The organism is Xanthocytophaga flava (assembly GCF_030068545.1).
GTDB lineage: Bacteria > Bacteroidota > Bacteroidia > Cytophagales > 172606-1 > Xanthocytophaga > Xanthocytophaga flava.
Genome location: NZ_JASJOR010000002.1, coordinates 459160 through 484078 on the forward strand (window position 1 = coordinate 459160; position 24919 = coordinate 484078).

General features: G+C 37.2%; 18 protein-coding genes and 1 tRNA gene. 4 read left to right on the forward strand and 15 right to left on the reverse strand.

The annotated features are described in order from the left end of the window. Positions 1-8 precede the first annotated feature (8 nt). The 5 genes from QNI15_RS04645 to QNI15_RS04665 form a co-directional block, all read right to left on the reverse strand. Complete coding sequence (locus tag QNI15_RS04645; RefSeq protein WP_314030764.1) at positions 9-1049, reverse strand: sensor histidine kinase; 1041 nt, start codon at positions 1047-1049, stop codon at positions 9-11. A 108-nt stretch (positions 1050-1157) separates the two neighbouring features. Next, entirely contained in the window at positions 1158-1850 is a 693-nt protein-coding gene (locus QNI15_RS04650) for a response regulator transcription factor (RefSeq protein ID WP_313986686.1), read from the reverse strand. A 193-nt stretch (positions 1851-2043) separates the two neighbouring features. Continuing rightward, positions 2044-2553, reverse strand: a complete 510-nt coding sequence (locus tag QNI15_RS04655) for a TlpA family protein disulfide reductase (RefSeq protein WP_314030766.1) — start codon at positions 2551-2553, stop codon at positions 2044-2046. A gap of 207 nt (positions 2554-2760) precedes the next feature. Further along, entirely contained in the window at positions 2761-3558 is a 798-nt protein-coding gene (locus tag QNI15_RS04660) for a DUF3108 domain-containing protein (RefSeq protein WP_313986680.1), read from the reverse strand. A gap of 229 nt (positions 3559-3787) precedes the next feature. Continuing rightward, on the reverse strand, positions 3788-5521 hold the full coding sequence (locus QNI15_RS04665; protein ID WP_314002945.1) for an OmpA family protein: 1734 nt from the start codon (positions 5519-5521) through the stop codon (positions 3788-3790). A gap of 494 nt (positions 5522-6015) precedes the next feature. On the opposite strand from QNI15_RS04665, the gene QNI15_RS04670 reads away from it, so the two are divergent. Beyond that, positions 6016-6438 (forward strand): Hpt domain-containing protein, encoded by a 423-nt coding sequence (locus QNI15_RS04670; RefSeq protein ID WP_314030767.1) that lies wholly within the window; start codon positions 6016-6018, stop codon positions 6436-6438. A 76-nt stretch (positions 6439-6514) separates the two neighbouring features. Here QNI15_RS04670 and clpX read toward each other — a convergent pair whose 3' ends face one another. The 5 genes from clpX to QNI15_RS04695 form a co-directional block, all read right to left on the reverse strand. Then, positions 6515-7744, reverse strand: coding sequence for an ATP-dependent Clp protease ATP-binding subunit ClpX (clpX, locus tag QNI15_RS04675; RefSeq protein WP_313986674.1), 1230 nt, complete (start codon positions 7742-7744; stop codon positions 6515-6517). Between the two features lie 232 nt (positions 7745-7976). Beyond that, positions 7977-8588, reverse strand: a complete 612-nt coding sequence (locus tag QNI15_RS04680; protein ID WP_313986672.1) for a ClpP family protease — start codon at positions 8586-8588, stop codon at positions 7977-7979. 98 nt (positions 8589-8686) lie between these two features. Next, complete coding sequence (locus tag QNI15_RS04685; protein ID WP_314002941.1) at positions 8687-9388, reverse strand: ClpP family protease; 702 nt, start codon at positions 9386-9388, stop codon at positions 8687-8689. 242 nt (positions 9389-9630) lie between these two features. Then, on the reverse strand, positions 9631-10971 hold the full coding sequence (gene tig, locus QNI15_RS04690; RefSeq protein WP_314030768.1) for a trigger factor: 1341 nt from the start codon (positions 10969-10971) through the stop codon (positions 9631-9633). Positions 10972-11139: 168 nt separating this feature from the next. Next, positions 11140-11221 (reverse strand) — tRNA-Leu (locus QNI15_RS04695). A gap of 304 nt (positions 11222-11525) precedes the next feature. Here QNI15_RS04695 and QNI15_RS04700 point away from each other — a divergent pair. Next, positions 11526-13784 carry a RelA/SpoT family protein gene (locus QNI15_RS04700; RefSeq protein ID WP_313986666.1) on the forward strand — a complete coding sequence of 753 codons (2259 nt, stop codon included), beginning with the start codon at positions 11526-11528 and terminating at the stop codon, positions 13782-13784. A 94-nt stretch (positions 13785-13878) separates the two neighbouring features. Here the strand turns inward: QNI15_RS04700 and QNI15_RS04705 are convergent, their stop codons facing one another. From QNI15_RS04705 to QNI15_RS04715, 3 genes are all read right to left on the reverse strand, one after another. Next, positions 13879-15018, reverse strand: a complete 1140-nt coding sequence (locus tag QNI15_RS04705) for a glycosyltransferase family 4 protein (protein ID WP_314002939.1) — start codon at positions 15016-15018, stop codon at positions 13879-13881. Further along, positions 15008-15934 (reverse strand): FkbM family methyltransferase, encoded by a 927-nt coding sequence (locus QNI15_RS04710; RefSeq protein ID WP_314002937.1) that lies wholly within the window; start codon positions 15932-15934, stop codon positions 15008-15010. The genes QNI15_RS04705 and QNI15_RS04710 overlap by 11 nt, the downstream gene beginning before the upstream one ends. A 423-nt stretch (positions 15935-16357) precedes the next feature. Continuing rightward, entirely contained in the window at positions 16358-17470 is a 1113-nt protein-coding gene (locus QNI15_RS04715; protein WP_314030769.1) for a PKD domain-containing protein, read from the reverse strand. Positions 17471-18021: 551 nt separating this feature from the next. On the opposite strand from QNI15_RS04715, the gene QNI15_RS04720 reads away from it, so the two are divergent. After that, on the forward strand, positions 18022-18486 hold the full coding sequence (locus tag QNI15_RS04720; protein ID WP_313986656.1) for a Fur family transcriptional regulator: 465 nt from the start codon (positions 18022-18024) through the stop codon (positions 18484-18486). A gap of 146 nt (positions 18487-18632) precedes the next feature. Next, positions 18633-19919, forward strand: a complete 1287-nt coding sequence (locus QNI15_RS04725; protein WP_314005214.1) for an adenylosuccinate synthase — start codon at positions 18633-18635, stop codon at positions 19917-19919. A 111-nt stretch (positions 19920-20030) separates the two neighbouring features. On the opposite strand, the gene QNI15_RS04730 is transcribed toward QNI15_RS04725, so the two are convergent. Both QNI15_RS04730 and QNI15_RS04735 read right to left on the reverse strand, forming a co-directional pair. Continuing rightward, on the reverse strand, positions 20031-21605 hold the full coding sequence (locus QNI15_RS04730; protein ID WP_314005212.1) for a hypothetical protein: 1575 nt from the start codon (positions 21603-21605) through the stop codon (positions 20031-20033). Between the two features lie 729 nt (positions 21606-22334). Next, a complete protein-coding gene (locus tag QNI15_RS04735) occupies positions 22335-24680 on the reverse strand; it encodes a glycoside hydrolase family 127 protein (RefSeq protein ID WP_314030771.1) in 2346 nt (781 codons plus the stop codon). Positions 24681-24919: the final 239 nt, after the last annotated feature.

Genomic DNA, 24919 nt, shown 5'->3' on the forward strand with positions numbered 1-24919 from the left:
CCTTTTCATTACTCACCTTTTCCTTTGGGAAGTTTAAATCGAAATTGAGTTCCTTTACCTGGCTTACTGGTTACTGTAATCTTAGAGCCGTGTGCTTCTACAATATGTTTGGTAATAGCCAGTCCTAATCCTGTACCACCACTATCTTTTGAACGACTTTTTTCTACACGATAGAACCGCTCAAAAATTCGCTTCAAATGTTCTGGTTCAATTCCTGGTCCATCATCCCGCACAGAAACTACCAATTGATCTTTTTCGCTTTCAATCTCTACAACTACCTTTCCAGCTTCATTACCATATTTGATCGCATTATCAATAAGATTAGTCATTACCTGGCTAATTCGATTCTTATCAGCATATGCAATCATCTTAGGAATCTGATGCTTATCAAACTTAAGCTTTATATTTTTTGCTATTGCGGTTTCTTCTAATTGCTCAAAGATATCACTGGTAAGCTGATAAAGATCAAAATGAGAAAACTGCATTTTAATCTCTCCACTTTCCATACGGGATAGAGTCAGCAGATCCTGCACCAGAATATTGAGGTTATCAAGGCTACGGGCTGACTTCTCCAGAAACTTATCCCGGACCTTTTCATCCTCAATGGCGCCATCTAACAAAGTATGAATGAATCCCTGAGCAGCGAAGATTGGAGTTTTAAGCTCATGAGAGATATTTGCCACAAATTCTCTGCGATATTCTTCCATTCGTTTGAGTTCATCTATTTCCTGCTGCTTGCGGGTAGCATAGGTATAAATCTGCTCATTCAGTCGCTTGACAGGGTTGGCATCCCTGAAGATGCGTTTTTTGGGAACTTTAAAATCTTTTTGCTTAATCTTATCCAGCATAGTATAGATCATATTCAGCTCTCTGAATACAAGAAATTCCAATGCTACATAAATGAAGAGAAAAGAAGACAGAAATGACAGACTGAACGTAACAACTAAAGCACGTTCAGACACATTATCAATAAAAGCTAGAAAAACAGTAGTAATGCAAGCAATTAATAATGCTGCAAGAAGAGAAACTCCTTTAGAACCAAAAAGCATGACACGATAACTACGTTAAATAGTTGTCTGAGAGACTCCGATCAAGCATTACAATTAAGTAAGGATCTCAAAACCCAGACAAATATCAAACGATAAACAAGAAACAGTCTATTCCGTCAGATCAAACTTATATCCAACACCTTTGACTGTTTTAATATGATCTTCTCCGATTTTCTCTCTTACTTTTCGAATATGTACATCTACGGTACGAGCCAGGACATATACGTCCGTACCCCAGATATTTTGCAATAAATCATCCCGGCTAAACACCTTGTTAGGATTTTGAGCCAGAAAATAAAGTAATTCAAACTCTTTCTTTGGCAATGTAATCTGATTGCCCCGATTAGTGACAGTATAGCTTTTCCGGTCAATGGTCAGATCGCCAATTGAAACCTTATCTTCCTGCTTCCCTTTCTTGGATTCGCGCCGAAACAGAGCATTTATCCGGCTCATTAATGCCCGCGGTTTAATAGGTTTGGTTATATAATCATCCGCACCTACATCAAAAGCAGCTACTTCAGAATATTCTTCAGCCCGTGCAGTCAGATATATGATAAAAGTATGATTAAGCTCAGACATTTCACGTAACCGACGTCCTGCTTCTACTCCATCCATATGAGGCATCATAATATCCATCAATATCAGGTGAGGAATAAATGTTTTTGCAATCTCAATAGCTTTCTTGCCATCAGATGCCACTTTTACCTCATATCCCTCTTTGGTTAAATTATATTGGAGTAATTCTGCAATATCTGCTTCGTCATCTACAATCAGTACTTTGTACGTTTGATTGATACTCATAAAGGTTAGGTTTACAGTAAGAGGATTCTGCTTATTGCCTGTAATGACAGATAGATTTATATTATCTGCTCAAAAATACTATCTTTTTTTGGATAAAAAATCTCACCTGCTATAAACTAGCACAATAATAAAAAACCGGAAGGCACAATCGACTGCATTCCGGTTTTCGTATGTAGCAATTCTTTAAATAATATTATTTTTGCAAAGCTTTTTTTACAGCATTCTCAAGAGACTTTCCATGAAGGTCAGTATCCAGGATTACTCCATCTTTGTCGATCAGGAAAGTAGCAGGAATCGCCTCAATACCATAGTCTTCAGCAGCCTTACTATACCAGAACTTTAAATCGGATACATGGTTTTCCCATGTTAATCCATCCTTGGAAATAGCTTGTTCCCACTTTTGTTTATTTTGATCTAAAGAAACGCTATATACAGTAAATCCCTGATCTTTATACTTTTCATATAGTTTCACGACATCAGGATTTGATTGCCGGCAAGGTCCACACCAGCTAGCCCAAAAGTCAAGTAACACTACTTTGCCTTTTAATGAAGAAAGCTTAATGACCTTTCCCTGAGGATTGGGCAAAGATATCTCGGGTGCCTTCTGACCAGCCTCCGGGGTTCCAGTTCTGGTAGGATATGTGAATGCTGTAACTACACTCAGTACAGCAAAAATCATCACTAATTTAATTAAAGCGGTCATTTTTATAGAATTTATAATACGGGAAAGATTAGTTGAATACAAAGATATTGAAGTTATATAGAATAATTTTTAAAGCTAAAAGTTATCTTTTGTGCTGTACGTTCGTCTATTTTTCGGCTCATAACGTATTTTGACTATTTTCCCAAAATAGGCTGGCACATTACAAAATATAATCGTTGAGCTCTTTTAAAAGTAGACTATACTACTTCATTTTTTAAAAACTATTTTGTGTTTTAATCCTTTATAGTTTTTAAGTTCCATCTCTACAGCACCCACAAACATATCAGCTTCTATTTTTACAGGAATCCGGTTTTTGTCATCTGTAATCCAGACACGAATGGAAGACTCGCCATCAAACATCTCATTTTTAGGCATAACAGGAGTTATTTTGATACACCGAATTTTTCCATATTTCGTTGATATCTCTTCTTTTCCTCTATACTTTACTTTAAAGTCATATACCTTATCATCAAAAAATGCAGGGATTGGTACTACATCTCCAATATGTAGTGTATTAAAATCAATAATTCGCATATAACAATATCCACTGATGATATCCTGAATATTGGTAGGCATATCAAACTCTTTGGATACATCATTCTTCTCTTCTGACCGAATTGTCTTTCCTGCATAATTAAAATACACAGTTTCCTGCTTTTTATATTTTCCCTCCTGAAGATCTGTCTGAAACCTATGTGGGATCAATGCAGATGTATCTACATAAGATTTCCAGGTATCTCTGATTTTTACAATCCAATCAAATGCACCTACAGATTTACCGTATGCAGTCACCTCAAAGCAGGGACGATCATTAATTTTATGGATTTGGTTACTTACTTTCACTATTCCCTCTCCTGCATTAATAAATCCATAGTGTACACGGTATTCCAAAATTTCTCCGGGGCCAAAGCTTTCATTCTCCACTATACGATAAGAATCTACTATATGAAAACCACATAGACCTATAATGGCAAGAAGTGAAAACAAGATAACTTTCTTCTTCATCGCAAGGTATTTAAATAATTATTCATACTTGAACCATAAACCTGCTTAACAAAAATACAAAATTCGTGCTAACTTATTCAGAAACGTAAGTTTTGACAGTATTTTACTATAAATCAGTTTGCTAGGGTTTTCTGCAAATATAAACCCCCAGCTTTTTGTTATACCAAAAAACTGGGGGGAATGTTACAATTACCTGATAAAGTGTCAGGATTATAAACTGAAACGGTAATTAATTCTTAATAATTTTAAATTCTACACGTCGATTTTGTGCACGTCCTTCTTCTGTCTCATTATCTGCAAGAGGAACAGATTCCCCATATCCATGAACCACAATACGACCAGGGTCAAGACCTTTACGAGAAGTAAGATAATCTTTTACACTGGTAACCCGACCTTCCGAAAGCTTTAAGTTGTACTCATCTGTACCCATCGCATCTGTATGTCCGGCTATTTCAATGGTAATTGCAGGATTTTCAACCATAAACTCAGCAACACGATCCAATTCAGGATAAGAAGCATCATTTAGCTGAATCTTATCAAAATCAAAGAATACGTTATTTAGTCGAACAACTACGTTTTTCTCTATTGGCACCAGATACAAATCGCGACTTATAATTTTACCTACACTAACAGTAGTATCTTTTGCTGTTGCAGGTAAAAGAGGAGTATCATCAGAGTTTAATACTGCATCGTTGGTATTACCTGTTGCAGCTACTACAAATTGTTCTTTGTTTTCCAGCACACTTACATTTCGCAGTGTGGTATCCATTAACGAAGCAGTCTGATTGGCTTCAGCTTTTAATCCAGAGAGATCAATATTATCAGACACAGAAATGAAACCAGGAGCTTTTGCACGGAAACCATATCTCTTACCATAAGGCAATACAATTTTGTATTCACCTGTGGTTGCATTACTACGGGCAACCCCTAACTCACCGCCACCAGGCAATACTTCATAGCTAATCATAGCATCCAGAGGCTGGCGTGTCTTGGAATTGAAAACCTTACCAGATACTAATACGACAGGGTCAGGACGAAACTCTTCTTTCAATTTTACACGCACAATATCACTTCCTCCCTTACTATTTTTATCAGCTACCAAATAAGCATATTCACCGGTAGCATCCATTGTATAATATGTATCTGCTTCTTCAGTATTGATTGAGCTTCCCATATTAACAGGCTTAGACCATTTCTGCCAGCCATCTCCTTCTCTACGAGCAATGTAAATATCATGCGCTCCTAAACCTCCTGGACGATCACTACTGAAATATAACGTTTTACCATCTGCAGCCAGAAAAGGCGTATCTTCACTTACGTTGGTATTAATATCTGTACCTAACGATTGAGGTCTGGACCATTTTCCATCTTCCTTCAATGTACTAACATACAAATCACTTGCTTCACTATTTTTGACCTCACTAAAAGCCAATATCAGAAATTTACCGTTGTTAGCTAGAACCGCATTGGTAAATACACCTTTATTCATCTCCTGAAATCCTTCAATTTCCAGTTGTTGAGGTACAGACCATCCATTAGCTGTGCGATTTGATGCAGAGAAACCAGGTCCTTTGTATTTTCCATTTTTAAATGCACCCCGAATAATTAATGTACTACCATCAGGGGTAACACTCTCTACAGAATTAAACTGTTCAAGATTAAAAGGCAATGGCATTCGCTTAGCTTTGCTCCATTTTCCATCAGGCCGTTTTGTACAAAACCAGATTTCCTGAGATTCATCGGCTCCAAAAAGATTGTCCGGACGACCATCAATTGCAAAATATAATGTTTGCCCATCAGGGGTCATTACGGGACCCAACTCATCATAGGTACTGTTTACAGAATCACCCAAATTCTCAATTTCATATGATTTGGGATCAATGCTAACACTACGTTTTTGTCCCCACGCAAAAGTAGCGGATAGAAACAGTAGTAGAATAGGGAAAATTTTAGAAGACTTCATGCTTTTCGTAATAAAATGTGGAGTAGATAGTTACATTGCTGGTATAAACTAAGTTATAGGATTTTAACTTCATTATCACGAAGTTACAAAGATTACAGATACAGACACGGATTAAACTTCTTTTTTTGGTTTGTATAAGAATTATTCCATCGGGTTAAGATTAGAAGGTTAAATATATAGATTAAAGTCTGTATACATATTATTTTCTCAGAGGTTACATGTGTATGTTTTTACGACATGATTCATCTGGTTTCTACTTAACTTTTCATCCAATATATATCTACAACTCTTTTTCAGTATAAAAATCACTCTCAACTATTAATACGCCTTGTATTATTTATGTAAGTTATTTTCATAAAACTATTCTTTAAAACACTTTTTTTTTCCTAACAGTAGGAATGCTACAATATCATTAAGTTACCTTAACAAGCTCTGATTCAACTTTTCTGTGAAAGTTGTTATGTTTATATAAAATATGAAAAAAGTTTTTGAAGATGCTTACAAAGATAAAAACTTTTCTTTCCGGACTATCTACAAATCAGGAACCTACACCTGAAATTAAGCTATATGACTTAGGCTTGCTTAAAGATACTGTAGGCAATAATCCTGATAGTTTGAGAGAAATTATCACCTTATTTCTTCAAAGTAAACCTGCGGAACTGGAGCAATTAGAACTGGCGGTCAAAGACCATAACTTATCTGCTATAGCACGATGGGCTCACTGCATCAAAGGAAATCTGAAATTGTTTGGAATGGATGAAACCTACAATCAACTGGTCTGGATCGAACTGATTGCTAAAAAAAATGAGGAACAATGGAATAATGATATTGAAGTGTATTGGCAAAGAATAGATCAGACATTTACATTAATTCTTAGTCAGCTACCCAAGGAACTGGTATATATGCATGCTGAATAACTTTGTATTACTAACCATATAACTAAAAAAGCCTGGTATACCAGGCTTTTTTAGTTATATGGTTTTGAGCAATGGTTTAGGCAACCGCTTTCAATGCAATATATTTAGACTTTTCAAATTCACTACGAGCATATTCATAATCTACAACAAATTCACGAATATCAGTACGTGATGGCAGATCAAACATCAGATTTGTCATGATAGCTTCGCAAATAGAACGTAATCCACGTGCACCCAATTTACATTCTACAGCCTGGTCAACAATATAATCCAGAGCATCACTATGGAAGGTAAGCTGAATATTCTCCATTTCAAACAGCTTCTGGTATTGTTTGGTAATAGCATTTTTAGGCTCTGTCAAAATCTGACGTAAAGTTTCCCGGCTCAATGGCTCCAGATAAGTTAAAACCGGAAGACGCCCAAGTAATTCGGGAATCAAACCAAATGAACGAAGATCCTGAGCTGTTACATATTTAAGTAAACTCTCGTTTTCATGTACTGTATCGAAAGCAGCACCTCCACTAAATCCAATAGGACGGGTGTTGATCCGTTTGCTGATGTGACGTTGGATACCTTCAAATGCCCCACCACAAACGAAAAGAATATGTTCTGTATTAACAGCGATCATCTTCTGGTCAGGATGCTTTCTGCCACCTTGTGGGGGAACATTTACCAGAGAACCTTCCAACAATTTAAGTAATGCCTGTTGTACACCTTCGCCACTCACATCCCGGGTAATAGATGGATTATCAGACTTGCGGGCAATCTTATCTATTTCGTCAATATATACAATGCCTCTCTCAGCCTTTTCCACATCATAATCAGCAGCTTGCAACAAACGAGTCAAAATGGTCTCAACATCTTCTCCAACATAACCAGCCTCTGTAATTACAGTAGCATCCGCAATACAGAAAGGCACCTGTAATAGACGAGCCATAGTACGGGCAAGATATGTCTTCCCTGTACCTGTTTCGCCGACCATGATAATATTTGATTTTTCAATAAGCACTTCATCCTCAGTCTTAGGCTGCATCAAACGCTTATAGTGATTGTATACAGCTACAGAAAGTACCTTTTTTGCTTCATCCTGCCCTACTACGAACTGATCCAGAAACTTCTTCATATCAGAAGGTTTAATCAGATTCAACTTGGGGGTTGTACTTTTCTCTTTTGGGCGAGTTTCTTCAATAATAATCTGATGTCCTTGTTCAATACAACGATCACAAATATGTGCGTTTATACCTGAGAGCATCAGGGAAACTTCTTTTTTGCTTCGCCCACAGAAGGAGCAGCTAATCTGAGCCATAAATGTATAGTAGAAACTTGTGCAGCACTGAATTATTTTGTCTTCAACTACTGCGTATTGAATTTCGATTTAATAATATTTATCTGTCTACTCTGCAAAAGGTAAACTGAAGACAAAAGTAAACAGATTTTTGTTTACATCCGTTTTTTTTATCTATCAAAATAAAGAACCTGCTTCTATAGTCAGAAAGCAGGTTCTTTATGTAACTGATACAGAAGCAATTTATGTTTGCTTATATTTTGTCAACAACTTTATCGACGATTCCATAGGCTAATGCCTCATTGGCATCCATCCAGTAATCACGGTCAAAATCTTTCATGATCTGCTCTACAGTCTTTCCACAGTTATCCGCCAAAATCTGAGCACCAATCAGTTTTGTTTTTTCAATCTGACGCGCCTGAATCTCCAGATCAATGGATTTTGCCTGGAAGTAACCACCAATACTTGGCTGGTGAATCATTACTTCTCCATGTGGATAGATAAATCTACGACCTTTTGTACCTGCAGAAAGTAGGATAGATCCCATAGAAGCAGCCAGCCCCATACATATAGTAGACACAGGCGACTGAATCATTTTCATGGTATCATAGATTACCATGCCTGATGTTACCACTCCACCTGGACTATTAATATAAAAAGTAATTTCTTCACCTGGTTTTTCAGCATCCAGATACAACAGTCTATTTACCAGATAGCGAGCTGAATCGTCATCAACGACTCCCCATAAAAATATTTTACGTTGTTCTAAAAACTTTTTCTGAAAAACCCGATCTCCAAACACATTTTCTAACACTTCTGGTTTTGGCATCTCAGGCTCTTCATCAGCATATCTATAAGGATTCATATTATCTTTAATTATTAAATGGTTGAAATAGCTAAAGGATTAAAAAGAAGAGACTACTATCAACTACTAAGTATGTCTCAGCTAAGATTAACTATCTATTATTTTAATGGAGCTTCTTTCTCTTCACGAATCAGGATTTCATCAATCAATCCATAGTCCAGTGCCTCTTTGGATGTAAGCCAGTAATCGCGATCAGAATCAGCTTTCACCTGATCATGAGACTTACCACTATGATTTGCCAGGATAGTGTACAATTCATTTCTGAGGGCAACCAACTGTTTCACAGAAATCTGAATGTCAGAAGCTTGTCCACCAGCAACGCCGGATGGTTGGTGAATCATCGTACGGGCATGTTTCAGAGAGGAACGCTTGCCTTTCGTACCACCAGCTAACAATACAGCAGCCATAGAAGCAGCAATACTTACGTTAATAGTAGCGACATCCGGACGAATGTACTGCATGGTATCATAAATACCCAAACCTGCATAAACAGAACCTCCCGGACTATTGATATATAATAGAATATCCTTCTTAGGATCGGCAGATTCCAGGAATAACAGCTGAGCTATAATTATATTAGCAATGTTGTCATCAACCCCCATCCCTAAAAATATAATGCGATCAGCCATGAGACGCGAAAAAACATCTACCTCACGGAAGTTCATAGGACGTTCCTCAATAACGGCACGGGTCATATTTTCGACATGATGAACATAGCCATCAACCGCTGAACCGCTGATGTTTTGCCCTTTCACGGCATATTTGCGAAATTCTTCGCTACTTAAATCTTTGTAGAACATACGATTATCAAAAAAAAGTTGCGGATGGCAAAATACAAATTATAACGAAACAAAAAAGCCCTTTGCCAAAAAGGGCTTTCTTCTCATTTACAATTACCGTACCTTTTTCTAAATAATTAAACAAAGACATAACTGCAGGAAATAATGACCTGCTAAAACAAAATAGGGCAAAACACTCTATAGTAGAGGTTTTGCCCGATAAAATAGTTAGCTAATATAACAATTCGCTATATATGAATCACTTATGAAGCGACTTCTTCTGTTTTATTAAATTCTTCTGTACTTACTTTCTTTACCTGCGGAGTAATTTGATCTTTCACGAACGCTGCCACTTTGTCAGTAAATACACGCTGGAAAGTGTTCATATAGTTCTGTCCTTTCTCAGCTTTCAAGAAGTTATCAGCCAATTGATTCAGAAGGCTTTCGTTCTCAGGAGTATCATTCTGCAGGAAGTTATAGACTTCTTTAAAAGAATTTTTAGCCTGTTCCAATACTTCTTCGTGCTCTACTTTCAGGTCATGATCCTTGGCAATTTTATCTTTGATAATTGTCCACTTCAAACCTTTTACGAACTCATCATATTCTTTAGCGATCTCTTCATCTGAAAGATTCTTGTTTGATACTTTCAGCCAGCGTTTTAAGAACTCATTAGGAAGGTCAATGGAGGTAGTTTCTACCAGTTGGTTCTGAATATCGCGTAACAAACGGTTGTCACTTTCTTTATCGTATAGTTTCTGAAGTTCCTGTGTAAGTTTTTCCTTAAATTCTTCTTCACTTTTCACATCTTCACCATATACTTTCTTGAAGAATTCTTCATTCATCTCTGCAGGAACCTGACGATCGATATCTGCAATAGTTAACTCAAATTTACCCGCTAGCTTGTCTGCTTCTTCCTGAGGTATTTGGGTAAACAACCGTACAGAATCACTGTCTGCAAAAATTGACTGAATGTCAAAAACAATTACATCGCCTTTTTTCTTTCCAAGGAATAATGGTTTAGCTTCCTCTTTCAGTTTGTTTACAAACAGATATGCATTCTCTTTTTGAAATTCTCCACCTTCAATTTGTTTCAATCCACCAAACGCCAGATCCTGCTCTCCTACTTCCTCTGGATTGATATAGTTTCCATGACGAGCCTTCAGGTTATCAAGTGAATCGTTGATATCCTTATCTGTAATTTCAACTTCTGTACGTGTCAGGTTCAGCTTGTTTACATCATACGTAAACTCAGGTACCAGACCAATATCATAACTGAAAGAAAATTCACGTTGAGTATCCCAGTCAATACCTTCAGCTTCTGTCTGATTTGGAAGTGGATCTCCAACAATAGACAGTTTATTTTCTTTAATATAGCTATCTACTGATTCGATCAATAGGTTATTTACCTCATCAACAAGAATACCTTTACCATACATTTTCTTCAGCAGGCCTGCAGGTACTTTACCAGGGCGAAATCCTTTGATAGAAGCAGTTTTGCTGTAATCCTTTAATTTTTTCTCTACGCGGGGCTGATAATCTGCTTCTTCCAGTGTGATACGAATGGAGGCATTGGTCGTATCTTTTTTGTCTAAGATAATGTTCATAATTGGATTTGTTAGATGATTAACTGCTGATCAATCTTACATCAACCAGCAATAAAATTTTGTATTCAACTGAAAGCTTGCCAGAACTTCTAATACCCAAATCCGGCCGCCAATTTTGCTATTAGTAAAAAAACCCCCAAAACTGCGAAAGCTGCTTTGAGGGTTTAGTGCGGATGGAGGGACTCGAACCCCCACGCCTCGCGGCGCCAGATCCTAAGTCTGGTGCGGCTACCAATTACGCCACATCCGCAAAAGGAATGCAAAGGTAAAAAAGCATTTTAAAAAGTCAAACATCTTGCCTACTTTTTTTTAAAAAAATTCTTTTTTGGAAAAGAACATACGCCCCGATAATCAATCATTGCATTTTTTTGTTTATTTTATGACATTTAGTTGTCTGACTGCACAGTTTTGACACACGCTTGAAACTTGATACGACCAGACATTGTATGTTTGCCAAGCATCTTGTTTTCAGAGTAAAATATGTTTGGATGCTTATTTACATCCGGCAGTTATGATTCAAAAGATATTTAAAAAGTAAACCGGCAGATTTACAAATGCAGACAGATAGTGTGACAATCGAATCTCAGCCTATCACCGAACAGGATAGAGCAGAACAGGAACGCAGGGAAATTCTCCGAAAATATCGGAAACTCCTCCGTTCAATAAAACCCATGTTAAAGGATGGAGATGCAAAAATCATAAAGAAAGCATTTAATACAGCTGCCGAAGCACATAAGGGAATGCGCCGGAAATCCGGAGAGCCCTATATTTATCATCCATTGGCAGTAGCTCAGATTGCAGTAGATGAGATAGGACTAGGCCCTACTTCTGTAGTATGCGCTCTACTTCATGATGTGGTTGAAGATACCGACATGGAGATTGAGGACATAGAAAGGGAGTTTGGCTATAAGGTGGCAAAGATTATAGATGGTCTGACTAAGATTTCAGGTGTATTTGAATATGGAACATCTCAACAAGCAGAGAACTTCCGGAAAATGCTTCTGACCTTATCAGATGATGTGCGGGTAATCCTTATAAAACTGTCAGATCGTCTGCATAACATGCGGACTTTAGCTAGTATGGCTCGTAACGGACAACTAAAGATTGCATCCGAAACGATGTATCTATATGCTCCGCTTGCACACAGATTAGGCCTATATGCGATAAAATCAGAACTGGAAGATCTCTATCTTAAGTATACAGATCCGGACATTTATAAATCCATTGCCGAAAAATTAAAACAGACAAAAGCTGCCAGGGAAAAATTTATTGCTGATTTCATTGCTCCTATTGAGAAAAACCTGCGGGATGAAGGATATGATTTTATTATAAAAGGGCGTCCGAAATCAATTTACTCTATCTGGAAGAAGATGCAAAAGCAAAAGATTCCATTTGAGGAGGTTTATGACAAGTTTGCAATCCGGATTATTCTGCGAACAGATCTGGATAAGGAAAAAACTGCGTGCTGGCAGGTATATTCCATCGTTACAGACTATTATACTCCTAACCCGGATAGGTTACGTGATTGGATCAGTACACCTCGGGCCAATGGATATGAGTCATTGCATACTACTGCCATGAGTAAAACAGGCCAGTGGGTGGAAGTGCAGATCCGCACACAGCGTATGGATGATATCGCGGAGAAGGGATATGCAGCTCACTGGAAATATAAAGAGAATGGACAGATCCATGAAAATGAAAAGGGTGTAGAGCACTGGATTCAGGAAGTACGTCAGATGCTGGAAAATGAAGACGTTTCAGCCATTGAATTTGTAGATGACTTCCGGATGAACCTCTTCAATGAGGAGGTTTTTGTATTCACCCCTAAAGGTGAACTCAAAGTGTTACCGGCAGGAGCTACAGCTCTGGACTTTGCCTTTGATATCCATACTGAAATCGGGATGCGATGCCTTGGGGCAAAAGTGAATCAGAAATTGGTTCCGATCAATTACATTCTGCATAATGGAGATCAGCTGGAGATATTGACTTCCAGCAAACAGAAACCCAGTGAAGACTGGTTAAAGTTTGTAGTTACCTCAAAGGCACGTGCCAAGATCAAGGAAAGTCTGAAAGAAGAATATCGACAGTTTGTCAGTGAGGGCAAAGATATTGTAGCTCAACGTCTGAAGAAACTAAAACTAGACCCCAATACGCATGAGATTGTGAATCAGATGCGGGCCTTCTTTGATGCCAAAACGCCTCAGGAGTTTTTGTATAAGGTAGGCAAAGGCATTATCTCAAAAACAGATATCAAGCGTTTCAAAAATGAGAAGGTTCAGCGTGCTACCAATAACAAGAAGGAGTTTAATGATGCTAAATCATTTGAGGTTGAAATAAAGAAAGTACGGGGAGTGGATTCAGACATGTTACTCATTGGTGAGGACATGGATAAGATTGACTATGAACTGGCTAAATGTTGCAATCCGATTCCCGGAGATGATGTGTTTGGATTTGTTACGGTTAATGAAGGTATAAAAATCCATCGGACTACCTGCCCTAATGCGGTAGGCCTGATGTCTAACTATGGTTATCGTATCATTAAAGCGAAATGGACATCTCAGAAGGAACTTGCTTTTCTGGCAGGCCTCCGTCTTACAGGCATTGATCGGGTAGGCTTGGTAAATGATGTTACGAAGATCATCTCTAACGAGTTAAAAGTGAATATGCGTTCCATCAAAATTGAAACCAATGATGGCATTTTTGAAGGTAATATAATGCTCTTTGTCAATGATACAGAGCATCTGGATACATTGATGAAAAAACTGAACAGAGTACCTGGCATTGTCAATGTAACGCGGTTTGACAATCAATAGCATTGCTATATCTTATTACAATGTTCTGGCAAATAAAAGAGCTGTGACTGACTGATATCAATCACAGCTCTTTTATTTATTCTCAATCTTTTATCTATATAGATGCCACATGATCTTTAAATTTTGTCAACCATACATCCCAGTTGAATTGTGTTTCATATAAGTGCCGACTATTCTCAGAAAAGCGTTCGTACACACCAGCCACATGTATTTTTAATAATGCATTTATAAAGTCATCAACAGTCCCTGTTTCGTCAATTAGAAAACCATTCACTTCATTTTCGACCATAGACGATAGTCCTCCGGTATTACGAGCTATAATTGGTAATCCAAACATCATAGATTCAGCTAATACAATAGGTGTACAATCAGCCAAAGTAGGAAATAGAAAATAATTAGCATTTTCAAATTCTTTTTTTAATTGCATTGTCCCTTCAGTTGATCCTTTATTGATGAAAGTATGCAGAAACAGATTCTGAATAGAATGAATTTCTGCAGGATATTGCTTCAATCCAATAATTGTTAATTGTGAGGCATATCCCATTTCCAGTAAACGTTTATGCACTTCTATAGCAATATTGATTCCTTTTCTTTTCCACTCTACTCCTACTATCAACAAACTTATTTGTTTTTCGAATATTCTCTTACGATATGAAAGATCTGGAAGATTTGCTCCATATTTAAGCACCTTAACTTTAGAAGGCTCTACATTATAGTAATTAACAACAGAACTAGCAGCCCATTCTGAACTCAACAAAATAAGATCCGCATTGTTATAAGCTTTACTATCAATAGTATGCCCTTCTTTAATATTAAAGTTTGATAAATTTGTAAGTGCAGGATAATAATCTAACCCTAACTGAAATGTAGAGTCAGAATAGTAAACTATTTTACTCTTGGGACAAACAGTTTTGTCAAAATGTGCCAGTAATTGAACACAATTAAAAAAAAGAAGATACTCATATTGTTTTTGCTTCTTCTTTAGCTGTTTCTGTATCTGTTTTGATAAAACCCAAGAATAAAGAGTAGAATTTTTGAGCCGATATCGGTTAGAGAATACTCTGTTCATTATTTTTCCATACATCCGAACCCAGAAAGGAATGGCAGAAATAAATACTATTTCTACTACATAATGAGATTCAAGTGCTTTACAAGCATGGTAGGAAATACCACTAAAACTTTTTATATCAGTGGGATCATTTATAGAGATCACTAATAAGTTTTTATTGCTCATAGTGTATCTTTTTTGCTATTGTTAGTTCATCTGAATCTATGTATTCAAAACCAGATTCTTCTAAAAAGCTATAAATTTTTTTACGTAAAGAACCATTATCATGGATCTCAATTGCCAAATATTCACAGCTACTTAATAGTTTAGCACTTATTTCTCGGTTATCAAATAAATATCGCTCGGCACCTTCTATATCTATCTTAAGCAGACATACTTTATCAGTATTCAACTGTTTGATATAATATGACACATCATACCCTTTTAATAAACTTTTATCTTCGGTCTCCTCAACAGAAAAAGCCCATTCTCGCTTATCTCCACTTTCAATAACAGCCAGATAAGCTTCCCGATACCATAAGGCACTTTGAATAGAGATAATATCTGCAAAATCATTAACTGCAATATTTTTTTTTAACCGCTGAAAATTTCCAGATTCAGGCTCTATTGAGATAATTTTCGCATTAGGAAAAATTGATTTAAAATAAAGGGTAGACATACCTACATTCGCTCCAGCATCTATAATAGTAAGCTGACTATCTTTAGTGTATTCTTTCAACATCATATCTATAACAGGCTGATATTGCCTATAAATAAATACCTGAGAGTATACCCACTGATCACTACTTGGAAACTTGCGCAAATAGATTTCGTTTGCCTTTGAACCTATAAAAACCTTTACTTTATACTCATCTTTATATTCTTCTATTAACTGAGCATTGGAATCAACCAAAAAACTATATAAATAGTATATATTTTTTTCGCTCTCTGATACAGGTTGTTTAAGTAAACGTTTTATGTAATAGCTAATTAGCGTCCCTTTTTGTTTAAAGGATATGTTACCTTTAAATATCCCTAAAAGTGTATTTATTCTTTTATTGAGAGGCTTTGCAACAAATTGTGTATATTTTGACTGAGACATGTTTTGTGTGATGGAATAGCAGCTGTATACTATAAATGAATATGGTTAAAAAGTCTTTGGGTATATTTTGTTTATTTAGGCTGGTTACAGGATTCATAATAGTAAACATCCACAAATAGCCAGTTACTAAAACACAAACATAGCCTTTTGTATACTATTTTACCAAAAGCGGCAAAACAAAATGAAATAATCAAATTTAAAGTAATTTAAGACTTACTTAACTAGATTCGGAGATAGATAAGCATAAGAAGTTGTCTAGTATAATCAGTAAAGTGTTCAAAGACATGTTTTATGTTACATCCTCATCCATTTTTTGGTGAGTAGTATAAAACGGGGCTCACTACAAAGTTACTCTTCTCTCTCTTCACTAATCTGCTAAACAACTTCGAATACAATAACTGATATAGATACTAGAAATATTTTCTAATTGTAAGAATATACACCTATCAGTTCAGGACTTGCCCCATTAGCATATATTTTTCGTTTTTTTTGTGAAGGATACCCATTTACACCATATTGATAGGTATAAACCTCTGTACTGATAACTGTTCCATTTGCACTTTTAAAGACCTTTTTGCCAGGATTATTCATATGTATTTTTACTTCTGGCAAATAAGGAAAACGCATTAATGTATTATCAGGATTTTTCTTATCGTCAAAATCCGAATACTCTGTTATGTTATGAATCTCTTCATCATTGCCTGACTTAGCAGATTTAAAAGTAGATTCTCTGATTACATTCCCTTTGGTATCATAGTCAAACCGAATAGTGTGCTTCTCTATGTCGCCGGCAGCAATATTTGTTTCCCAACGTTCTTCTTTTAGTCGGCTTCCTTCAAATGTATAATAACGCCTCACTTCTACTTCATTCTTGTAATTCAGTTCCTCTGTTTTCTCCAAGACTCCATTTTTGTAATAATAATTAACAGGATAGCCAGCTTCGTCTGTAGTAAGTTGCTTCACCAGCCCTGCTTCATTATAGTGGAATCGATAGGTAATCTTTTTAATCATAGACGGATCATTTTGCACAAACTGCCATTGAGTATGGTATGTTACGATCTTACCCTCCTCATCATATGTCATAGTTTGGTAATCAATAGCAGAATATGTAATCTTTACAACCTTTGCAGCCGTTGGATCTGTCAAGACAGGATTGACAATCACAGATACATCATCTGAATTTCCCAAGGCTTCATCGTCTACAGCTGTTAAACGGAATATGTAGGCTCCCTCAATCAGATTAGATACAGACAAGGTAACAGAATCCGCATTCCGCAAAGTTGGCGCATTAGGTCCTGACACCAGTGTCCAATGCTGGGCTTTAACAGTTCCATCCGAATCGCTTACACTTCCAGTCAGCAGCACCATTGCCTCTGGTAGAGTAATCACTTTATCAGGACCGGCATTTACAGTAGGGAGTATTAATTGTGATGAAGGATCTCTATCTTCTTTTTCACAAGACCAGGCAAAAAAAGTAAAAAGTAAAACAGTAGTGACAGCAAGTTTCCCTGCTTCAAATAAATGTAGTGTTTTCATAGTAAGTTAAATAGACTAAATACATGATTATGCCACAATCATCAGGATTGAAGGTATGCATAACCTCTTTTCAGAGATAATTTCAATAATTTTCATGGGAGTTTTGTAGCGACTAATGTATATATAGCCGCAGTACTTATGCAGGAAGACTTGAATTTTATCGCAAAAAAGTATAACTTCTTAACTTGGGAGTGGCAAAGTAAAAGTCTACTTCCTTCAAATGTAAGAAAAAATCCATCAGTGGTTCTAAAACTCTTTGGATGGTATGCTATACTTAACAAACGTTACCTTACATCTCTATTCGCTAGTTAATTAACTAAAAATGAACAGATTATACACTTCAAAAATCTATACTCATAAAGGCATCATCTGTTTTGAGACAGTTTCTTTTCATGCAAATGGTTTAGAGAATATACATTTGCTTTTTCTTTGTCAAAAGATATTCTTTCCTTTGCATTAAAATTAAATTGCTGGTCTTTTTGTTATATGAGTGAGTGTAATATTTTACCTATCTTATAATACGTTACTGACCCCCATATTAAGAACGCGCTATGCCTCTGAACCAAGCACATTTCGCCGAGGTAAAAAAAATATTTACGGCGTATCTAGAAAAAAAAGAATTGCGCAAAACTCCTGAACGGTTTGCTATCCTGGAAGAGATATATTCACGAACAGACCATTTTGATGTGGAAGAGTTATATATATCGATGAAAAATAAGAATTATCGGGTAAGCCGGGCAACTGTTTACAATACCCTTGATCTTCTTGTTGATTGTGATCTGGTCACCAAACACCAGTTTGGTAAAAACATGTCTCAATACGAAAAATCGTATGGATACCGCCAACATGACCATCTCATATGTACAGATTGTCATCGTGTTGTTGAGTTTTGTGATCCCAGAGTTCAGAATATTCAGAATATGGTAGGTGACTTGCTGAAGTTTAATGTACTTCATCATTCACTAATCTTCTATGGTAATTGCACAAAGGATCAATGCGAATATAAAAAAGATTAGTAGTTCAATGGCTGAATGGTTGAGACCTGTGAAGTTATCCTTTATAGATAGTGCTTCACAGAACTTGGCTGCTTGGCCATTTATTGCGTATATATCACAATCAACCATTCGATAATTAACCATTTTAACTATTAACATTTGAACAAATGATAGACGTTTTGTTAGGCTTACAGTGGGGTGACGAAGGCAAAGGTAAAATTGTAGATTTTCTGGCTCCACGTTATCAGGTTGTAGCGCGCTTTCAAGGTGGCCCTAACGCTGGTCACACACTGGAGTTTGATGGAATCAAACACGTATTACACCAGATTCCATCAGGTATATTTCGGCCGCATACTAAAAATATCATTGGTAACGGAGTAGTACTGGATCCTATTGTTTTTCGTCGTGAAGCAGAATCCGCTATTGAAAAGTTTAACATAGATCTACGCAGCAATCTGTTTATTTCCAAGCGTACCCAGCTGATTATGCCTACCCATCGGCTATTGGATGCTGCCTATGAACAAGCCAAAGGGGATGACAAAATTGGTTCTACACTAAAAGGTATTGGTCCGACGTATTCTGACAAAATTGCCCGCCAAGGGTTGCGTGTGGGGGATGTGGTTTCTCCAAACTTTAAAGAAAAATACAAGAAGCTGGTAGAAAAACACCTGGTTATTCTGAAACAACACAACTTCATCTACTTTGATCTGGTTTCCATGGAGAAAGACTTTTTCGAGTCTATCGAATACCTGAAGACCTACAAACTGGAAGATACAGAATATACAATCAACAAATCTCTTCAACAGAAAGAAACCATTCTGGCAGAAGGTGCACAAGGATCATTACTTGATATCGACTTTGGATCTTATCCATTTGTTACCAGCTCTACAACTATGACAGCCGGAGCCTGTACAGGTTTGGGAGTAGCACCAAGTCATATTGGAGAAGTATATGGTATCTTTAAAGCGTATTGTACTCGGGTAGGCTCAGGTCCTTTCCCGACAGAACTGAAAGAGGAAACTGGTGAAAAACTTCGTCGTATCGGACATGAATACGGTTCTACGACTGGACGTCCTCGTCGCTGTGGATGGTTAGATCTGCCAGCTCTTCGCTATGCAATTATGCTGAATGGCGTAACTCAGCTGGTGATGATGAAAGTAGACGTATTATCTGAGTTTGATGAAATAAAAGTTTGTACTCATTATCGTTTAGCCGATGGTACAGAAACAGAACAACTTCCTTTTGATCTGTGTGATGCTCCGGTTGAACCTGTTTATAAGACTTTTTCAGGTTGGCAATCCAATTTAAACAGCGTTCATTCTTTTGATCAACTACCTTCTCAATTAGCTGACTATGTAGCTTATCTGGAAGAGGCATTGAATTTGCCTATTACATTTATCTCTACAGGTCCTGATCGTGTAGCCACTCTGGTAAAAGCAGAAATGGTAGGATAAGTTATTAAAAGGACAATTTAACTAGCCCTTAAAAATACATACTATAAATAAAAAGACCTGTGCTTTGATAGCACAGGTCTTTTTATTTATAGTATGTATGTATATGCAATATTATTTAGTACTTTCTTCCAATGGGCTGAAATCTTTAAATGTTGCTTTAATAGCTTTATCTGTTGCTTGTTTTTTATTTTCCCATGAGGCATCCAGTTCCAATGCAACCATACCTTTCAAATTCAACAGAGCCACAAAATCGTCCAGATCTTTTGTATAATCCTTGCTATTGCGAGATGATTTTAATGCATATTTCCGGGCAAAGATATCTCCTTTTGTCTGTAGCTCGTTTTTCTTTTCAATGATATAGTTTAATCGCTCAATAATATCCTTTGTTGATCGTCCAATTACTTCTGTAGCTTCAAGTGTACTGATAGTAGCAACAGCCGTTCCTCCTACAGTAGTTACAGCAGTACTATTTGGTTTTATTACAACAGGGGCCACACCTGAAATAGCTCCTAACGAAGCATTGGTAATAGACCTATGAACCTTTCCTTTCTTAGCTCTTTTATAGGCACGTTTTAGTTCTTGTTCCTTCGCTTTCAACTGTTCAAGCAGATCCCATGCACGTACCAAAGCAACCCTGTATTGAGTATATAACTGCAAGTCTTTTGCTTGCTCGTCTACAGTATTGAGAATCAAAAAGTTTACTTTAAGCTCAGCTCTTTTCTGCGACTTATCCAGAGCAAAAAAGGTAATCTGAGTACTGAGTGAATCATTTGGATCTTTCACAAAATCATAACCAGGCTTCCAGATAAACTCGTACCGATTGGTAGTAATCTTTTGCAAGGCATCTTTGGGAATACTGGAAGACGCAGAGATAAAATCAAAAGCAGTTACGTCATCATCTCCGTTAGGATCTGCAATATAAAAACGGATATCAATAGGTGAATTTTCTCTGGATTTTATAAATGTCTCTTTAGGCACAATGGTAATTTCCGGAGGTAAATCCTGTTGTGTAGCTTCGATTCGGATTCTTCCTTTATTCTGCAACTTACCCGGCTGATCTTCTACAATAAAATCAATATACATTGCTTTTGCTTTCAATGCATTGAATTGAGTCAGAGAAGGTTTCCAGGTAAATTCCCCTTGTGCATTGAGTTGCATTCCCTCAGGCATGTTGTCTGTAGGCACAAATACAATTGGATCATTATCTTCGTCCTTTACCATCCCAGGATTGATCACATATTTGTTAGGGGTATTATATCCAACATACCATGTCTTCATATCTCCGATGGTAGGTGGCTGGTTCACATGCTTTACCTTGAATTCAACAGTCTGGCTGGCAGATTCACCCTTATCATTACGTGCTTCAAAAATGACCTGAATAGACTTTTCTTTATTCAATCTGTCAACGAAGTTATATTCAGGCTTCCATGCAAAATAGCCACTGGTATCAAAGTCCATCCCATCCTGTTTTCCCTGTGTAATAGCAAAGGTATAATGGCTACCTGTGCCACCAGCAGCACGCAATGTAAATACTAATTCTTTCCCCTCTTCTATTGTATTCCAGTTGGCATATCCGGGAAAAAATAGTTTAACACCAGACCCAGCAGCTTCATTCTGTGCCTGAGCGGTATAGAATAAAAAACTAAAGATTAAAAATAAAAAGATTTTTTCTTGTACTTTTTTCATGTTGGGTTTCGTAGGAAGTATTGTATGAAATACTAGAACGCAAAGTAAAGTGAAAAAATTTTAACCAAATATGGCAAAATTGTGTTTTTTATTTCTCAAAAGAGGCCCATTGGAAAATAATAACTGTATTTGATCCGCTCTGATAAATTCTTCATATCACTCTCTTTTAGTATACTGCTTATTTGTTACAGAAGTATCTGTTTATCAATAAATAGCGCACAAAATTAGAAGTATTTCGGAAGTCCACCATATTAAATCTAAAAACAACCTCTACATAAAAGATAATCTTGCTTTTTCACTATTCTTACTTACTTATATCCAGTATTGAAACCAGTGTCTGCCATTCTATTGCATTTTACTGTTGTGTATATGTCATATATAGTATGCTATTTTCTATTGTATTTATAAAAATGCGGTTACCAACTGATAGATTTAAGTATGTAATAAGATTTTTACCAGTATAATCTTTTTGTTCCTATACTATTCTACTAGTAAGATAATTTACCTATGTTAATTGGGTACTACCCGTAAAAACAATCATACCAGAGTCTCTATTTTTGGAGATGAACGAATGCATTATTTTATAGAAAATATTACATGCCCCACCAAATCACTTGCTCCTGTCTGTCACATTAATATCGGTACTGTTAAAATAAAAACGGTTCGCTGTCAGACAACGAACCGTTTTAAATCAAGAGTAAAAAACTAATTACTCAGAAGCTTGTGAACTTATTCCACTGACCATTCCAAAATGCCTCCGGCATATTCTTTAGGCAGTTTAACCTCTATTTTCAAGGCTCCAGTTTGCACAGGACTAAAGGTCACTTTATTATACTTATCTTTTTCTACTCCATACGAATTCTGGTTCTGGACCTCTTTCCACTTTCCATCAGCAGCCAGATAAAGCAACTTCCAGGATTCAGGTACACGGCAACCACCCCATGGACTGTCATCAAACCAGTAAAGTTTTACAGAGGATACTTTTTCTGGTTTTACAAAAGTATATTGTACCCATTGGGTAGTGTCTTTCAATGGCCACCAGTGATAATTCAGGTTATCTCTGTCATTTGAGTTTTTAGGTTCAGCCTGATCATTGATAGCTAGCAATGTTTTTGTTGTATGAGAAGCTGTGATCGTGCTGGTTGAAGCGATCGTTGGGGCGGGTGATGGACGGGCAGCATCTGGTTCAGTAGCTAGCCAAACGGCCATCTCACCAGAACCACGGTTAGCCCATGCATAATACGGTATAGCTTTAAACGGTACAGCCGATAACTCTACTTTGTTATTAGTAGAACGTTTTGCCTGGCTGGCACTGCCTTCGAGTACTTCTACTCCTCCCAGTAATTCTGCTTTGTAATCAGGAGTCAATGAAGCGTTTTTGTCAAGCACCAGGTTCAGGACACCGCCATTGGTATAGTCAGGCCATTCGGCACAATACACAACTGGTCCTCTCTGTAAAGCTACTTTGTTATGATCAGCCTCTACTTTCGCATTAGCTACAACCTTTCTTACAGGCATAGGCAATACTAAGCTAATCTCATCTCCCTTTTTCCACTGTCTCTTAATCACCGCATAGCCATGATCCATCTGATAGGTAGCAGGTTTGCCATTCACAGTAAGTGTAAATGCTGTATTATCCTTTGTAGCAAATGAGTACAGATTACCAGGAGAAGGTTCATTTTGTGCCCATCCAGGAATACGAAGAGCCATTTCAAAATTCTGAGATTTGGCAAGATTTACGACAAAATTAATTTTCCCATCCCATGGATAATCTGTCTTTTGAGAAACTTCTACTGTACTTCCTTTAAAATCGATGGTGGCAGTGCTGTTTACATATAAGTTTGTATAAATACGAGTTGTATTTTTGGCATACATATAACCTGGCAAGGAAGGGATAAAACGACACACATTGCTTGGGCAGCAGGCACAACCAAACCATGCCTTACGGGAATGTTGTCCAAGAGATTGCAATGGATTGTCATAAAAGAAGCGATCTCCACTGACAGATACACCGGAAACAAGACCATTGTATAAGGTCCTTTCCAATACATCATAATACTTGGCGTCACCATGCAATAGGAACAAACGATAGTTCCAGTATACATTACCAATGGAAGCACACGTTTCATTATAAGCAGCCATGTTAGGCAGATCATATGCAGGTCCGAATCCTTCATGACCACCTGCGGCGCCAATACCACCTGTAATGTATAGTTTGTCATATACTACATCTTCCCATATCTTATCAATAGCATGCACATACGCTTCATCACCCGTAATAGCAGCCACATCGGCCATACCGGAATACATATACGTAGCACGTACAGCATGCCCAACAGCTTCTGTCTGGTCTACTACCTTTTTATTATCCTGACTATATTCAGTTCCTTTACCTCTAGAGTCCAGAAAGAATTTTGCCAGATCCAGGTATTGTTTTCTGCCTGTAGTGCGGTATAATTTTACCAATGCCATCTCAACAATCTGATGTCCGGGTTCATAATCCAGTTTGCCAGGCCCGAAATCACGGCACAACAGATCGGCATTTTTGATAGCAATATCCAGCAAGGAACGTTTGCCTGTGGCCTGATAATGAGCTACAGCTGCCTCAAACAGGTGTCCACTATTATATAATTCATGGCTCAGATCCGACTCCTTTACCCAACGTTGCATACCAGCCCACGGATGAGGATGTGCAGGATCAATAGTACGTGCCGTATATAAGTAGCCATCGGGTTCCTGTGCTTTACCAATGTAATCAATCAATGTATCCAGCCTTGCTTCCAGGTATTTATCCGGAAAGGTCTGGAGGGAATAGCTGGCCCCTTCAATAATCTTATAGATATCTGTATCATCAAAAGGATATTCTGTACAGAACTTTCCTTCTTTGGTATGCGCTGCAAACAAAAAATTATCAACCCGGCCAGTTTTATAACAATGTCCCAAGGCAATGGGAATTGTTACTTCATGATTCTTCTTAATACGGGGAGCCCAGAACTTGTCATTCACCTTTACAGAGGTAAACGGAATCGGTTGAATCGGATATTCCCTATCCTTTGTCTGGCTATAGCCTGACATGCCCAACAGGAATAAAAAGGACAAACAAAACATTGTCCTGATGATGTGCATTTTCATAAGTAAGCTAATTTATATAGACTATTTGGTTGCAAGTTTTTTTCTTTTCTATCAGCTAAAGCGATCTAAACAGCTTCATTATTAAAGATAGGCTATACCTGGGTAATGTGCACTTAAAAATAGAGAAACTGATAATTTTTGTCTAAAACATGTTAACATACTATCATATCTCCAGACTATAA

Coding starts and splice junctions, on each gene's coding strand:
- QNI15_RS04645 (WP_314030764.1), bottom strand. CDS start 1,049: ATGCTTTTTGGTTCTAAAGGAGTTTCTCTTCTTGCAGCATTATTAATT.
- QNI15_RS04650 (WP_313986686.1), bottom strand. CDS start 1,850: ATGAGTATCAATCAAACGTACAAAGTACTGATTGTAGATGACGAAGCA.
- QNI15_RS04655 (WP_314030766.1), bottom strand. CDS start 2,553: ATGACCGCTTTAATTAAATTAGTGATGATTTTTGCTGTACTGAGTGTA.
- QNI15_RS04660 (WP_313986680.1), bottom strand. CDS start 3,558: ATGAAGAAGAAAGTTATCTTGTTTTCACTTCTTGCCATTATAGGTCTA.
- QNI15_RS04665 (WP_314002945.1), bottom strand. CDS start 5,521: ATGAAGTCTTCTAAAATTTTCCCTATTCTACTACTGTTTCTATCCGCT.
- QNI15_RS04670 (WP_314030767.1), top strand. CDS start 6,016: ATGCTTACAAAGATAAAAACTTTTCTTTCCGGACTATCTACAAATCAG.
- clpX (WP_313986674.1), bottom strand. CDS start 7,744: ATGGCTCAGATTAGCTGCTCCTTCTGTGGGCGAAGCAAAAAAGAAGTT.
- QNI15_RS04680 (WP_313986672.1), bottom strand. CDS start 8,588: ATGAATCCTTATAGATATGCTGATGAAGAGCCTGAGATGCCAAAACCA.
- QNI15_RS04685 (WP_314002941.1), bottom strand. CDS start 9,388: ATGTTCTACAAAGATTTAAGTAGCGAAGAATTTCGCAAATATGCCGTG.
- tig (WP_314030768.1), bottom strand. CDS start 10,971: ATGAACATTATCTTAGACAAAAAAGATACGACCAATGCCTCCATTCGT.
- QNI15_RS04700 (WP_313986666.1), top strand. CDS start 11,526: ATGCAGACAGATAGTGTGACAATCGAATCTCAGCCTATCACCGAACAG.
- QNI15_RS04705 (WP_314002939.1), bottom strand. CDS start 15,018: ATGAGCAATAAAAACTTATTAGTGATCTCTATAAATGATCCCACTGAT.
- QNI15_RS04710 (WP_314002937.1), bottom strand. CDS start 15,934: ATGTCTCAGTCAAAATATACACAATTTGTTGCAAAGCCTCTCAATAAA.
- QNI15_RS04715 (WP_314030769.1), bottom strand. CDS start 17,470: ATGAAAACACTACATTTATTTGAAGCAGGGAAACTTGCTGTCACTACT.
- QNI15_RS04720 (WP_313986656.1), top strand. CDS start 18,022: ATGCCTCTGAACCAAGCACATTTCGCCGAGGTAAAAAAAATATTTACG.
- QNI15_RS04725 (WP_314005214.1), top strand. CDS start 18,633: ATGATAGACGTTTTGTTAGGCTTACAGTGGGGTGACGAAGGCAAAGGT.
- QNI15_RS04730 (WP_314005212.1), bottom strand. CDS start 21,605: ATGAAAAAAGTACAAGAAAAAATCTTTTTATTTTTAATCTTTAGTTTT.
- QNI15_RS04735 (WP_314030771.1), bottom strand. CDS start 24,680: ATGTCAGGCTATAGCCAGACAAAGGATAGGGAATATCCGATTCAACCG.